Here is a 12,753-nt window from a genome sequence, read left to right on the forward strand (position 1 = left end):
ATGCCTGCTGACGTGAAATCGCTCATACAAGAAGGCGCAGAGCTTACCGACCGCGCGCTCGAAGCGCTGATCCCCACGGTCGACACTGTTCCTGCGTCGATCCATGGCGCCATGCGCCATTCGGTCTTCGCCGGGGGCAAGCGTCTGCGGCCGGTGCTCGCCATGCAGGCGGCCGTCACCATCGCCGGTTCTGTTCCTCCCGGCATCGAACGCCTCGGTGCTGCCATCGAGATGCTGCACACCTATTCGCTCATTCACGACGACCTGCCCGCGCTCGACAACGACGACCTGCGCCGCGGCAAGCCTACTTGCCACGTGGCCTTCGGCGAAGCCATCGCCATTCTTGCCGGAGACGCGCTGCAAACCCGCGCCTTCGAGATTCTCGCAGGCCTCGATTCGCCGCCCGCAGCAACGGTGAAGATTATCGGCCTGATCGCCAACGCCGTTGGCACCGTTGACGGCATGATCGGCGGCCAGGTGCTCGACATCGAGAGCGAACATCAGAAACCGACGCCCGAACTTGTTGAGGCTATTCACCGCGCGAAGACCGGTGCACTCATCCGCGTCAGCGTTGTCTCAGGTGGCGTCTACGCGGGCGCCACTGCGGACGACGTGGTTCGCCTCGACATCTTCGGCCGCAAAGCAGGACTAGCGTTTCAGATCGTCGACGACGTGCTCGACATGACCGTGGACTCAGCACACTTGGGAAAGACGGCGGGCAAAGACCTCGCAACCGAGAAAGCCACATGGCCCGCAGTGTATGGCATCGAGCAGAGCCGCCGCGACGCCGCGATGCTGATCGACGAAGCCTTCGCGGCTCTCGAGCCTTACGGTTCACCGGCCGACGGGCTCAAGTCCGTTGCCCGCTATCTGGTCGAGCGCAAGAACTAGCGGGACTCAAGCGAGGAAGACATGCGGACCCTTTGCTCATTGCTTTTTTGGGTTGTTGGAATTGGCGTAGGAATGACGCAGCCGAGCCCGACCAATGCACATCAGATGGAACCGCCTAAGAGTTCCTGTAGATTCGACAAATTCGAGAATTTGCGCTCCATCAAGGATCCACCTCCCGAGGTGGATCTCTCATTTTTTGAAACGCCTTCCATTTCCAATAAGCCCGTGCACTTCCGGGTTGGAACACTCGTAAACGTGAATCGTCAGGAAGGAACCTGGTCTTGTGTGACCGGCCCTTCGAGGCGATGAGCGGGAGTGTGGGGCTGCGTTCCGGCTGGATACCGACCTCTTTCCTCGAACCACTCAAGCGCTAACGAGATCATTGCTCTCAGCAAAAAGCAAAATTAGGTCGAACTTTCATGCTATCGGGACTGGACATTCAAACCGCTCTCCGCGACTGCTTCGATCCCGAGGTGAAGCTGAACCTCGTCGACCTCGGCCTCATCTACTCGATCGAAACCGGCCCTGATCCGGAATCAACGCCCGCGTGGCCGCGCCAGTGGGTGAAGGTCACCATGACGCTCACCACGCAGTCCTGCCCGGCATCGGGCCTGATATTTGAGCAGGTACACAACCGGCTCGCCACCATTCCCGACATCAGCAAAGTGGATGTGAATCTGGTGTGGGAGCCCAAGTGGACGCCGCACCGCATCAGCGAAGCCGGCCGCCGCCAGTTGGGAATTTAGAGCTGGCTACGCCGGAGTCGTCGGCGAACGCCGCGACAAAACCCGCCGTATCGACTCACCTTTTTCGGTGATGTCTTCAACCACGTCCTGCACCTGCTCAAGCATGTATTGCGCGCGATCCACATACTCCGGCATGGCGTCCCACCAGTGGCGCAGGGTTTCTTCGTGATCCAGCAGGGCCAGCGCCGTGCCCGACGCAGCCATCACCAATCCCGCCCGTTTCTGCCCGGTCAGCAGCAGCAGTCCACCGGTAATCAGCGTCCCACAAGCGGCAAACTTTACCCAATCGAAGGAGTCTGTTTTCTGCATCTCGGTGATCCTCGGGGACCGGTTCTCCCGGCCCGGAAAAGTCGCAACGCTCATGGGGTCTCCTTCTTTGTTCAGATGCATTCCCGTGCATTGTGGCAGCAAGAGAATTCAACCGCGGCCTTCATGCCTCCCGCCGCGCTTTCCCGAGGCCATCTCAATCCAGGTCGAAATCGCGAAGAGGCTTGCCTGCTGGAGCATCCTTCGCCTTGCGCAGCGCCTCGGCAAACTTCTTGTCGAAGAGGTCTTCCTTGTTCTTTTCCGCGTCAACCGACTGACGAAAGATCGATTCCTTTCGTTCATCCTGCTCGCGCATGGCCTTGGCTGCGGTTTCGAGATCCTCAAACATGCGTTTGCGCGGCGCCGAGGTGTGGCTCACCACCAGTCCGGTAGCTGCATCCACCACGATCATTGCCCCGCAATCGGGACATGCAACCTGAAATGTATCTGCCTTCTCTTTGCCCATAACAATCAGAATTGTAGGCTCTTCGCCTCAATCGGGAAAGGCGAAGCCCGAATTCCCCCCGCAGTCCCCGATAGCCTCCTGAGTCCTCTCAATTCATTGAACTTCCCGTTCCGATCCCTCGTATCTTTACCAGCACGCAGTCCCCGCCAGGTTAACCATGTTCCTCGTATTGACGCGGATTCCAAGCCATCCGCTCTAAGGAGTCGAATGAAAATCCCGTTCCTCGCAACAGCCTCACTGGCCGCCATCTCCGCCTTCGCTCTGACCCCATCTGCATTTGCGCAAGCTCGCCTCGCCGGAGACTGGCAAGGCACCCTCGACGCGAATGGCACCACCTTCCACCTGGTTTGGCACCTCACCGCCGCCCCTGACGGAACCTTCACTTCCACCTTCGACAACCTCGACGAGGGCGTTTACGGCATCAAGGCCAAAACCACTACCATCAAGGGCTCCGATGTCGCTGCAGACGTCGACGACACGGTCCAGGCAAACGGGCAGCCCATGAAGGTCAGCGGCAGTCTTGTCGGCAAGCTCAATGCAGACGGGACCGAGATGACCGGCACATTTACGCAGGTCGAGCCCGAGGCTCAACCGACCGCCAACGTGGTCTTCAAGCATTCAGCCGCCCAGGCAGCGTCGCCCACAGTCACCCAGCAATCCATCGCCGGCGATTGGGCCGGCACCCTTAAGGCAGGCCCCGCCGAACTCCGGCTTGTGCTGCACATTACCGCCGCCAAAGACGGAAGCCTCACCGCAACTCTCGACAGTGTCGATCAGGGCGCGAATGGCATTCCCATCAATACCGTCACTCTCAAAGAAGGCAAACTCAATCTGGACGTGCAGGCCGTTAAAGGCACCTACGATGGCACGGTCACCAAGGACGCGTCTGAGATCAACGGCACCTGGTCTCAAGGCCAGCCCTTGGAACTCAGCTTCAAACGAGCCCAGCCGCAAGCCGCTGCTGCGGCTCCCAAACTGGCGGCACCCTCAGATATCGACGGCACCTGGCAGGGCTCCCTCGATACACCGAAAGGAACGTTGCGCATCCTTTTCAAAATCGTCAACACGGAAACCGGCTTGACCGCGACCATGCAGAGCCCCGATCAGGCCCCTGTTTGGATGCCGACCACCTCGGTTACCCGCTCCGGCGGCAAGATCACAATTGACATGAAAGCCTTTGGCGCCTCGTTCGAAGGCCAGATCAACGCCGCCAAAGACACGATTGAGGGCACATTCAACCAGGGCGGAGGCTCGCTGCCGCTTGTTCTCAAGAAAAGCTAGCGCCTCGCTTGCCTACTGATTCACTGCCGCAGCATGCACATGCACAATCACACGCCGATACGACGTGAGCCGCGGCGAACCCTCATCCGTCACCGCCAGAATCACGTGCGCCGCGCCATCGCCCTTGCACGGAATCAGCGGCAGCCACAGCGGCCTGCACGCCGCATCTGCCCTCACCGTCACACTTGGACCATCGCCTCCCAACAACGTCAGCGCAGCTAGGTTGCCGTCCGCAAGTCCCGCCTCGCCATAATGGAACCAGTGAAAATGAAGCCGCTGCCCGTCGGGATCGCTACTCTGTCCCGCATCGAGCTTAATCGTCTCGCCTACGTTCACATCCATCACCAGCGGAGCTGTCCCACCCTGCCCATTCACCACGGCAACCGGATTGTGATTCGCATGCGCAAAATCCGCCACCGTCCACGTCATGCGTGCGGCAAAATCATTCTGGAATGCCTCGCGCCAGCGCCAGATTGTCGCCTGGTCGCTTACGTGTTCCTTTCCGTCCACGCCGGTCACTGTATCCCGCGAATCGACCCGCGCAAACTCATCCCCGCCCTGGGTCCAGATCGGATGCGTCTCTCCATACGGCTGGCGAAATACATACCGTCCTCCCCATCCGCCCCAGTCCGGCCTCCGGTAGGCGTTCAGCCCGTTGTCAATCAGCCCCAGAAACGACGGCGTATCCCCCTCCATGATGAACATGAACTTCGGATATTTCTTCCCCAGCGACCCCTTGCTGCGAATATTCCCATCGAGCCATTCGTTCGTCACTGTCGTGAAGTCCGCGCCCTCGCCGTTGAGGTAGTACCGGTCCCCGCTGATTCCCGTCCAAGTCGCCGACGCATATTCCCCGCTCGTCGGCGTCGAAGGCGAAACAATGTAGAACAACTTCGGATACGTCCGCCGAATCACGGGCCCTGCATCGTCCTGGTCGCTGATCGAGTACACCCGCAGCCGCGCAATCAACTTCGTAGTTTCATCGGCAGTATGCGAGGCCGAGAGGTCAAGAAGCGCCTGCGCCAGCGTACCCGCACCTCCCCAGATGCAGATCCACAACGGACGCGCATCCTCGCGCTCCACCGCCCGCACAATCGCCTTCGAGCCCTCTGAGGACTTGCCCGCCCCGACCGCCGCCATGCCGTACGCGCCCTGCCCCGTGAACACCCGCGCATCCAGGTCACTTGCCTCCGGCCACCCCGTCGCGTGCAGCAGCAGATTCGGCCGCACCTGTGAGTACGCCTCGATCAACTGATGCATCGTCTCCGCATGCGTCTTCGTCTTCTGCCAGGTCGACGTCGTGGCGATCATAGCTTCGATGTCGAATTCGTTCGAGTACAGCAGGAATCGCACAAACGACATCTGGTCATCCGGCTCATTGCCGATGTCGCTGATAACCACGACGCGAGGCTCGCCTCTGAAGTCGTCGACATGCGTTGGCGGCAGACTCTGTGCGGATACTATGCTTGGCACTGTAAGAAGCGCTCCCGTCCAAAGCGCCATGATCGTGCGATTCACCATCGGGAATACCTCTTTCCGTACCCGGACCGAGCTTCGCAAAGCCCATACTCATCCCGCACAATAATATCCGTGAAGCTTTCGGCAACCTTTCCGGAATTCCCGTGTCTCTGCATGCAGTGGGTCGGCAACAAACGAACCTCAACAAAAACCCTGACAATATCCGGAGGTGATGCGCGCAATGATCTGCCTTCGAACTCGGCTGATCCCAGCCATTTTGCTCTCCTCATGCATCTGCACAGCTCAAACCAAGACTTCCGCAACCCAGCACCTGCCGTCTGCCGAGTCGGTGATGAATCGCGTCGCGATTAACCAGGACACCGCCGAGGCTGAACGCGCACACTACGTCTACGTGCAACACGCAAAGATGACCTCGCGCCGCGGCAGCACCGTGATGTGCGAAGAGATCACCGACTACCGCTTCACCCCGTCAACCGAGGGAACGGACGAGCAGTTGCTCAGCGTCGATGGCCGATTCCTGAAGAACCACAAGTTGGTCTCGTACGACAAACTGTTGCCCCGCGATGAAGACAAACCCAAAGACGCCGGCAAGGACACTGACAAGGATCAATCCGAGAAAAAGAAAGACAAGAAGAAGGACAAGGATAAAGATAAAGATCCCGTCTTCGATCCCAACAGCAACGAAACCCTCGATCGCGATCTCGTCGAAAACATGCGCTGGAATCTCATCCACGACAAATCAAAGGACGGCGTCGACGCGCACCTCTTCCCCCTCACCTCAAAGGATCAGCTCAACTACACGTTTCGCATGGTCGGCCGCGAACGCCTGAATGGCCGCGACGTTTATCACATCGCGTTTCGCCCGAAAGAAAAGAACGACTTTGGATGGAGCGGCGATGCCTTCATCGATACCACCGCCCATCAGCCCGTTCTGGTCACGACAGCAATGGCACGAAAGATTCCATTTGCCGTTCGCACGCTTCTCGGAACCGACGTGCCCGGGCTTGGCTTCACCATCCGCTACGCCCCGCAGACCAACGGCGTCTGGTTTCCCGTCAACTTCTCCACCGAATTCAAGATCCACGTGCTCTACTTCTTCCATCGCCAAGTCATCCTCGACGCTCAGAATCGCGACTTCGAAGAGACGCATGTGACCTCGCGCATCGTCGGCGACGCGACTCCGGTCGATCCGAACCAGCCCTGATCGGATTCACGTTCCTGCAGGATACCGCAGACGCACGAAGGCCCTGCTCCCTGGAGCAGGGCCTTCGTCATTTACCGCTTCGCGGGTCGGAATCCTTAATGCTTCTCCTGCGCCGTAGCCAGCTTAGCCTCGGCCTCGGCAATCACGTGGAGCGCTTCGGCATATTTCTCTTCACTGTCGCCAGCCTCGTTCCATTCCTTATGGCCACGCTCCAGTTGCTCCTCGGCACGCGGCACATCGATCTCCTCGGGCTTCAATGCGTCGTTCGCCAGGATCGTCACGCGATCGGGCAGCACTTCGACGAACCCCCACGACACGTTGTAAATCTGCTCGCCGCCCTCTGCGCCGCCATGCAGCCGCACGTCTCCTGCGCCCAGTTCGGCCAGTAGTGGAGCGTGCCCGTACAGCACTTCCATGTAGCCGTTCTTTGCCGGCAGTTCCACCGCGTCCGCCGTCGTATCAAACAGAATGCGCTCCGGCGATACCAGCCGGACCCGCAGCGAATTGGATTGGTCAGCCATTGGGCTCCCTTTGGTCGCAGTGAACAGTGATCAGTAGTCAGTGATCAGTTGAAGAACCCGCCAGTGTTCAGGACTTGCTGACCACTGTTCACTGAACACTGACCACTGCTCTTTACGCCGTTGCCTTCAGCTTCTCTGCCGTCTCCAGCACTTCTTCAATCGCGCCCTTCATGTAGAAGGCCTGCTCCGGGATATCGTCGTACTTGCCTTCGATGATTTCCTTGAAGCTGCGCACCGTGTCCGCGATCTTCACATACGCGCCCGGAATGCCGGTAAACTGCTCGGCCACGTGGAACGGCTGCGACAGGAACTTCTGCACCTTGCGCGCGCGCGCCACCGTGAGCTTGTCCTCTTCCGAGAGCTCGTCGATCCCCAGAATCGCAATGATGTCCTGCAGATCCTTGTAGCGCTGCAGAATCTTCTTCACGCCCTGCGCCACGTTGTAATGCTCGTCGCCCACAATGCGCGCCGACAAAATACGCGAGGTCGAAGCCAACGGATCGACCGCAGGGTAAATACCAAGCTCAGATAACGGACGGCTCAATACCGTGGTCGCGTCGAGGTGAGCAAACGTCGTTGCCGGCGCCGGATCGGTCAAGTCATCCGCGGGCACGTACACCGCCTGCACCGACGTCACCGAGCCCTTGCTCGTCGACGTAATACGCTCCTGCAATTCGCCCATTTCGGTCGCGAGATTCGGCTGGTATCCCACCGCTGAAGGCATACGTCCGAGCAGTGTGGAAACCTCGGAACCTGCCTGCGTAAACCGGAAAATATTGTCGATAAACAGCAGCGTGTCGGACCCTTCCACGTCGCGGAAGTATTCGGCAACCGTCAGTGCACTCAAGGCCACGCGCAGGCGCGCTCCGGGCGGCTCGGTCATCTGGCCGTACACCAGAGCGCACTTCGACTCCTGCCAGTTGCCCGGCTTGATAACGCCCGACTCCGTCATTTCCGTCCACAGATCGTTGCCCTCGCGCGTACGCTCGCCCACCCCGGCAAACACCGAGAAACCGCCGTGGTTCTTGGCCACGTTGTTGATCAGTTCCATGATGACGACGGTTTTGCCTACGCCCGCGCCGCCAAACAGGCCGATCTTGCCGCCCTTCAAGAATGGCTGGATCAAATCGATAACCTTGATGCCGGTCTCGAACATCTCCTCGTGCGTCGACTGCTCGTCAAACAGCGGCGCCGGCCGGTGAATCGGCATGCGCGTTTTTGCGCCGATCGGGCCCAGTTCGTCCACCGGCTCGCCGATCACGTTGAGAACGCGTCCCAGCGTCTCCTTGCCCACCGGCATGCTGATGGGACCGCCAAGATCGATGGCTTTCATGCCGCGGACCATGCCTTCGGTGCCTTCCATTGCCACCGTTCGCACGCGTCCCTCGCCCAGGTGTTGCTGGACTTCAAGGATGACCGAAATCGGTGTGGGCACGTTGAAGCCGTCGCTGGTCACGCGCAGCGCCTGGTATATCGGCGGCATCGTCGCTTCTTCAAACTGCACGTCCACCGCAGGACCGGAAATCTGAATTACCTTGCCAATGTTCTCTGCCATTCTCTTTGCCTTCTCAATTCCAAACTTGGATGGGACTCGAAGTTGGGTGCGCCAGGTCTCGCTTTTCAGACCTGGGATACGAACAACTCGGAAAACTTACACAGCTGCCGCTCCCGAAACGATCTCGATGATTTCCTTTGTGATCGCCGCCTGCCGCGCGCGGTTCATCTGCAGCGTGTACGCGTCGATCATGTCCGATGCATTGTTGGTCGCCGAATCCATTGCCGTCATGCGCGCCGCATGCTCCGCCGCAACCGACTCGGCCATCGCGTGAAACAGCATCGCTGAAATGTATTGCCGCAGCAGCCCGTCAAACAGTTCGTTGGGCGGCTGCTCATAGATGTAGTCGACGTTGGCTGTTCCGAACTTCTTTGCCTCTTCGTCGGCCTCTTCGGTATCCGCCTCTTCGAGCGCGATGCCCGCGCTCAACGCAGCATGTGCCGCGCGCTCCCGCTCCTCGGCGGTCGGCTCCACGGCTCCTTCAATCTGCCGAACGCCAATCTTAAGAATGGGCAGCAGCCGCTCCACCACAAGGCGTTGCGCAATCACCGACTTGAATTCGTTGTAGACGATGTAGGCGGCATCAATCTCCTCGTGCACGTAGCGCGAAATGATGTTCTGGGCCAGTTCAAACACGCGGTCCGCTTCAAGCTTCAGCAACATCCCCGGATGGTCGCCCGTAATTTCGACCTTGCCCCGGCGATCGTTGCGCACCTCGCGCTTCACGCCGTTTTCATCGGTCTCTTCGCGATACTCGGCAATGGGAAATCTCCGCCGCATCAGATCGCGGCCCTTGCGGCCGATCGCCTCGACGTCGATTTCGCGGTCCGGATTGCCGCCGATGAACTGGAGCGCCGTCTTGGTGATATTCGCGTTGAATGCGCCGGCAAATCCCTTGTCGCCGCTGATCACCACGATCAGCACGCGCTTCTCCGGCCGAACGGCAAACAGCGGGTGCCGCAGGTTGCCGGTCTGTTCGTCAAAAATATCCACGCGCCGCGACAGCGATTCCAACACGCTCGTGATCATCTTCGCGTAAGGCCGCGCCGCCAGCGCCCGCTCCTGCGCACGGCGCAGTTTTGCCGCCGAAACCATCTTCATGGCCTTGGTGATCTGCCGCGTGTTTTTCACGCTGCGTATGCGCCGCCGTAGATCCAGTACGTTTGCCATTGGTCTTCTCAGTGAACAGCGGTCAGTGAACAGTGATCAGTGGATGATGTGATCGGTCTTACTGACCACTGTGCACTGTTCACTGTCCACTCGTTTTCACGCTTTTGCCGTCTGCATCTCTGCCACAAAATTCGCCTTGTACTCTTTGAGGGCCGCATGCAGCCTGTTGCGAACATCATCGTCCAGTTGCTTCTTATTGGTCAGCTCTTCCATCAGCGCCGTCTGCGCGCTATCGAAGTATTTATAGATGCCGTCTTCAAATGCACGAATGTCGGTAACGGCGATGTCGTCCAGGTATCCTTGCGTTCCCGAGAACAGAATCACCACCATTTGCTGCCAGGTCAGCGGCTGGAACTGCGGCTGCTTCAACAACTCCGTCAGCCGCTGGCCGCGATTCAGCTGCTTCAGCGTCAGCGGATCGAGGTCCGACCCGAACTGCGCGAACGCCGCCAGTTCACGATACTGCGCCAGATCCAGTTTCAGTGTCGACCCAACCTGCTTGACCGCTTTGATCGCCGCCGAGAATCCTACGCGTGAAACCGAAAGTCCCACGTTCACGGCTGGACGCACGCCGGAGTTGAACAGATCGGTTTCCAAAAATATCTGCCCATCCGTAATCGAAATCACGTTGGTTGGAATATAGGCCGAAACGTCGCCGGCCTGTGTCTCAATCACGGGCAGTGCCGTCAGCGAACCGCCGCCCTTCTCTTTGCTCAGCTTCGACGAGCGCTCCAGCAAACGCGAGTGGAGATAGAACACGTCGCCTGGATATGCCTCGCGGCCCGGCGGACGGCGCAGCAGCAGCGAAATTTCGCGATACGCCATCGCATGCTTCGAAAGATCGTCGTACATCACCAGCGCATGCTTGCCGTTGTCGCGGAAGTATTCGCCGAGAGCGGTAGCTGCGTATGGTGCGAGATAGAGCATCGGCGCAGGCTCTGAAGCGGACGCGGCCACGATGATTGTGTGCCCCATTGCGCCGGCCTCGGTCAGTGTCTGCACAACCTGTGCGATCGAAGAGCGCTTCTGGCCGATGGCGCAGTAAATGCAGATCAGGTCGTTCTTGGCGTTGTTGATGATGGTGTCGAGCAGGACGGCAGTTTTGCCGGTCTGGCGGTCGCCGATGATCAGTTCGCGCTGGCCGCGGCCGATAGGAATCATGGCGTCGATAGCCTTGAGTCCGGTGGCCATAGGCTCGCGCACTCCCTGACGGTCGATGATGCCCGGCGCCAGGCGTTCCACCGGATTGGTCTGCGTGGAAGCGATCGGCCCCTTGTCGTCAATCGGGGCACCGAGCGCGTTGACCACGCGCCCGATCATCGCATCGCCTACAGGCACGCTCAGAATCTTCCCCGTACGCTTGACCTCATCGCCTTCGCGCAACTCGGTGTAATCGCCGAGGACCACAGAGCCCACTTGATCCTCTTCCAGCGAGAGAGCCAGGCCGGCAATGCCGTGCGGGAAGGCAAGCAGTTCGCCCGCCATCACCTTGTCAAGTCCATGGATGCGTGCAATGCCGTCACCCAGCGAGGTGATAGTGCCGACCTCGTCGACCTGCACCTTCGAATCGTAGTTCGCGATCTGCTCGCGAAGTATCTGCGTAATCTCGTCTGCCTTGATTTGAGCCATTTGGAAGTTCCTTGCAGTTCTCAGTTTTCAGCTCACAGATCTCAGTTACCGATCGCCGGATGCGGTATCGAAAGCTGAAGACCTTTCTTACTGACCACTAAAAACTGATTCCTGAGTTCCGTTCGTTTATCTACTTGTGACAACCAAAACCAATCACCAAAAACTGACAACTGAAAACTGATCACTGACAACTGCGGGCTTAGCCCGCAATCAACGCTTCCTTCAATCTCTCCAGCCGCCCGCGTACCGATCCGTCGTACACCGTCGATCCGATACGCACCACGGTCCCGCCGATGATCGACTCATCCAGCTTGAACGTCGGTTCAATAAGCGCCCCGGCAAGTTTGCCAACCCCCACCAGCAGCTCCGAGCGCTCCTGCGGATTCAACTCACGCGCTGTCACAATCTCCGCCTGGCGAATGCCGAGCCGCGCCTGCATCTCCGCACGCCATGCTGTGGCCACTTCGTGCACATCGCCGATACGATCGTTTTGGATCAGCACCGCCAGCAGGTTGCGCATCTCCTTCTGCAGGCCCATCCGGGCATTCAGCTTGTCGAGGATCGCAATCTTCTGCACCGCTGGAATCGCCGGATTCAGGAAAACCTCGCGCAGATCCGCACTGCCATCCCAGCTGCCAAGAAAATCGTTGAACTGCAGGTCCAGCGCGGTCGCGTCCAGCTTGGCCGACGACACCACGTCGGCAAACGCGCGTGCATACCGTGAAGCAAATGCGGCGGCCATCAGTTTTTCCCTCCGCCGTGCATTATGTCGCGGCCGGTCTCGTTGACAAACTCGGCGATCAGCGCCCGGTCCGTCTCCGGCGTCAGCACCAGCTTCTTGACTGCCTGATCAATAGCAAGGTCCGCCGCAAAGTGGCGCAATGAGCGCTTGGCCTGCGCTGCCGCCATGCCGATCTCCTGCGCGGCCGAGTCAACAATCCGTGCGCTCTCTTCTTCGAGGGCCGTCTTGCCGCGCTGTTCGTCCAACGCGATCTGCTGCTCCACTTCTGCGCGGAATTTCGCAATCTCCTGGTCCAGGCTCGCGAGCTTGGCCTCGACAGCGCTCAAACGTGTATTGGCATCCTCGGTTGTCTTGCGCGCGGTTTCCAGGTCTCCACGGATCTTTTCTGACCGCTTGCGCAAAAGCTTCGGCAAAAACCGGCCGAGCGGAATGCCGATTCCCAGCACCACGACCAGTACATTGAAGAGCTCAAACAGCCGCGCTGTTGTCTCCACTCCCAAATGCAACATGCGCGCAAGATACTGAATCACGGCGGAATGCCGATAAAGATCGTTTTCCTTTTCCTCGGTTTTCGCCGCTTGTGTCTGGGGCGGATTCTGCGCCTCTTGCTGGGTAGATTGAACCTTGGGCTGTTCCGGGACCTCTGAAACCTGCGCCGCATAGGCACGAACAGGCGTGAGCGTCGGCGCGAATGCCATCAACCCCAGCAGCAGCACAAGCCCATAAATCCGAATGGATGAATGCGAATTTCTCAAAACTTGTC

At 59.1% G+C, this 12,753-nt stretch carries 13 protein-coding genes; 4 read left to right on the top strand and 9 right to left on the bottom strand.

Translation table 11 applies throughout. The annotated features are described in order from the left end of the window. Nucleotides 1-891, top strand: a complete 891-nt coding sequence (locus VK574_RS05505; protein WP_472798814.1) for a polyprenyl synthetase family protein — start codon at nt 1-3, stop codon at nt 889-891. Between the two features lie 419 nt (nt 892-1,310). Next, nucleotides 1,311-1,637, top strand: a complete 327-nt coding sequence (locus VK574_RS05510) for a metal-sulfur cluster assembly factor (RefSeq protein WP_472798815.1) — start codon at nt 1,311-1,313, stop codon at nt 1,635-1,637. Nucleotides 1,638-1,643: 6 nt separating this feature from the next. Here VK574_RS05510 and VK574_RS05515 read toward each other — a convergent pair whose 3' ends face one another. Both VK574_RS05515 and VK574_RS05520 read right to left on the bottom strand, forming a co-directional pair. Beyond that, on the bottom strand, nt 1,644-2,000 hold the full coding sequence (locus VK574_RS05515; protein ID WP_472798816.1) for a hypothetical protein: 357 nt from the start codon (nt 1,998-2,000) through the stop codon (nt 1,644-1,646). Between the two features lie 100 nt (nt 2,001-2,100). Further along, nucleotides 2,101-2,409 (bottom strand): hypothetical protein, encoded by a 309-nt coding sequence (locus VK574_RS05520; RefSeq protein WP_472798817.1) that lies wholly within the window; start codon nt 2,407-2,409, stop codon nt 2,101-2,103. A 207-nt stretch (nt 2,410-2,616) separates the two neighbouring features. Between VK574_RS05520 and VK574_RS05525 the strand changes: the two genes are divergently transcribed. Continuing rightward, entirely contained in the window at nt 2,617-3,690 is a 1,074-nt protein-coding gene (locus VK574_RS05525; RefSeq protein ID WP_472798818.1) for a hypothetical protein, read from the top strand. 12 nt (nt 3,691-3,702) lie between these two features. Here VK574_RS05525 and VK574_RS05530 read toward each other — a convergent pair whose 3' ends face one another. Next, nucleotides 3,703-5,211: a DUF1593 domain-containing protein gene (locus VK574_RS05530; protein WP_472798819.1), complete on the bottom strand. Its 1,509-nt coding sequence runs from the start codon at nt 5,209-5,211 to the stop codon at nt 3,703-3,705. A gap of 289 nt (nt 5,212-5,500) precedes the next feature. Between VK574_RS05530 and VK574_RS05535 the strand changes: the two genes are divergently transcribed. Next, nucleotides 5,501-6,373, top strand: a complete 873-nt coding sequence (locus VK574_RS05535; protein WP_472798820.1) for a hypothetical protein — start codon at nt 5,501-5,503, stop codon at nt 6,371-6,373. Between the two features lie 95 nt (nt 6,374-6,468). Here the strand turns inward: VK574_RS05535 and atpC are convergent, their stop codons facing one another. The 6 genes from atpC to VK574_RS05565 form a co-directional block, all read right to left on the bottom strand. After that, on the bottom strand, nt 6,469-6,894 hold the full coding sequence (atpC, locus tag VK574_RS05540) for an ATP synthase F1 subunit epsilon (RefSeq protein WP_472798821.1): 426 nt from the start codon (nt 6,892-6,894) through the stop codon (nt 6,469-6,471). Between the two features lie 112 nt (nt 6,895-7,006). Continuing rightward, a complete protein-coding gene (gene atpD / locus VK574_RS05545; RefSeq protein WP_472798822.1) occupies nt 7,007-8,449 on the bottom strand; it encodes a F0F1 ATP synthase subunit beta in 1,443 nt (480 codons plus the stop codon). A 96-nt stretch (nt 8,450-8,545) separates the two neighbouring features. Next, the gene (locus tag VK574_RS05550; protein WP_472798823.1) at nt 8,546-9,619 is read right to left on the bottom strand and encodes a F0F1 ATP synthase subunit gamma; all 1,074 of its coding nucleotides are present in this window, start codon (nt 9,617-9,619) and stop codon (nt 8,546-8,548) included. A 96-nt stretch (nt 9,620-9,715) separates the two neighbouring features. Continuing rightward, entirely contained in the window at nt 9,716-11,248 is a 1,533-nt protein-coding gene (gene atpA, locus VK574_RS05555; RefSeq protein WP_472798824.1) for a F0F1 ATP synthase subunit alpha, read from the bottom strand. A gap of 199 nt (nt 11,249-11,447) precedes the next feature. Then, nucleotides 11,448-11,990 (bottom strand): ATP synthase F1 subunit delta, encoded by a 543-nt coding sequence (atpH, locus tag VK574_RS05560; RefSeq protein ID WP_472798825.1) that lies wholly within the window; start codon nt 11,988-11,990, stop codon nt 11,448-11,450. Further along, nucleotides 11,990-12,745 carry a F0F1 ATP synthase subunit B family protein gene (locus VK574_RS05565; RefSeq protein WP_472798826.1) on the bottom strand — a complete coding sequence of 252 codons (756 nt, stop codon included), beginning with the start codon at nt 12,743-12,745 and terminating at the stop codon, nt 11,990-11,992. Before VK574_RS05565 ends, atpH begins: the two co-directional genes overlap by 1 nt. Nucleotides 12,746-12,753 lie beyond the last annotated feature (8 nt).

Origin of the sequence: Occallatibacter sp., assembly GCF_035317045.1 — a bacterium.
Taxonomy (GTDB): Bacteria; Acidobacteriota; Terriglobia; order Terriglobales; family Acidobacteriaceae; genus Telmatobacter.

What these genes read in the sequence shown, in the direction of transcription:
- atpH (WP_472798825.1), bottom strand. Translation starts at nt 11,990, where the DNA reads ATGGCCGCCGCATTTGCTTCACGGTATGCACGCGCGTTTGCCGACGTG.
- atpA (WP_472798824.1), bottom strand. Translation starts at nt 11,248, where the DNA reads ATGGCTCAAATCAAGGCAGACGAGATTACGCAGATACTTCGCGAGCAG.
- VK574_RS05525 (WP_472798818.1), top strand. Translation starts at nt 2,617, where the DNA reads ATGAAAATCCCGTTCCTCGCAACAGCCTCACTGGCCGCCATCTCCGCC.
- VK574_RS05535 (WP_472798820.1), top strand. Translation starts at nt 5,501, where the DNA reads ATGAATCGCGTCGCGATTAACCAGGACACCGCCGAGGCTGAACGCGCA.
- atpC (WP_472798821.1), bottom strand. Translation starts at nt 6,894, where the DNA reads ATGGCTGACCAATCCAATTCGCTGCGGGTCCGGCTGGTATCGCCGGAG.
- VK574_RS05530 (WP_472798819.1), bottom strand. Translation starts at nt 5,211, where the DNA reads ATGGTGAATCGCACGATCATGGCGCTTTGGACGGGAGCGCTTCTTACA.
- VK574_RS05550 (WP_472798823.1), bottom strand. Translation starts at nt 9,619, where the DNA reads ATGGCAAACGTACTGGATCTACGGCGGCGCATACGCAGCGTGAAAAAC.
- VK574_RS05520 (WP_472798817.1), bottom strand. Translation starts at nt 2,409, where the DNA reads ATGGGCAAAGAGAAGGCAGATACATTTCAGGTTGCATGTCCCGATTGC.
- VK574_RS05505 (WP_472798814.1), top strand. Translation starts at nt 1, where the DNA reads ATGCCTGCTGACGTGAAATCGCTCATACAAGAAGGCGCAGAGCTTACC.
- VK574_RS05515 (WP_472798816.1), bottom strand. Translation starts at nt 2,000, where the DNA reads ATGAGCGTTGCGACTTTTCCGGGCCGGGAGAACCGGTCCCCGAGGATC.
- VK574_RS05510 (WP_472798815.1), top strand. Translation starts at nt 1,311, where the DNA reads ATGCTATCGGGACTGGACATTCAAACCGCTCTCCGCGACTGCTTCGAT.
- atpD (WP_472798822.1), bottom strand. Translation starts at nt 8,449, where the DNA reads ATGGCAGAGAACATTGGCAAGGTAATTCAGATTTCCGGTCCTGCGGTG.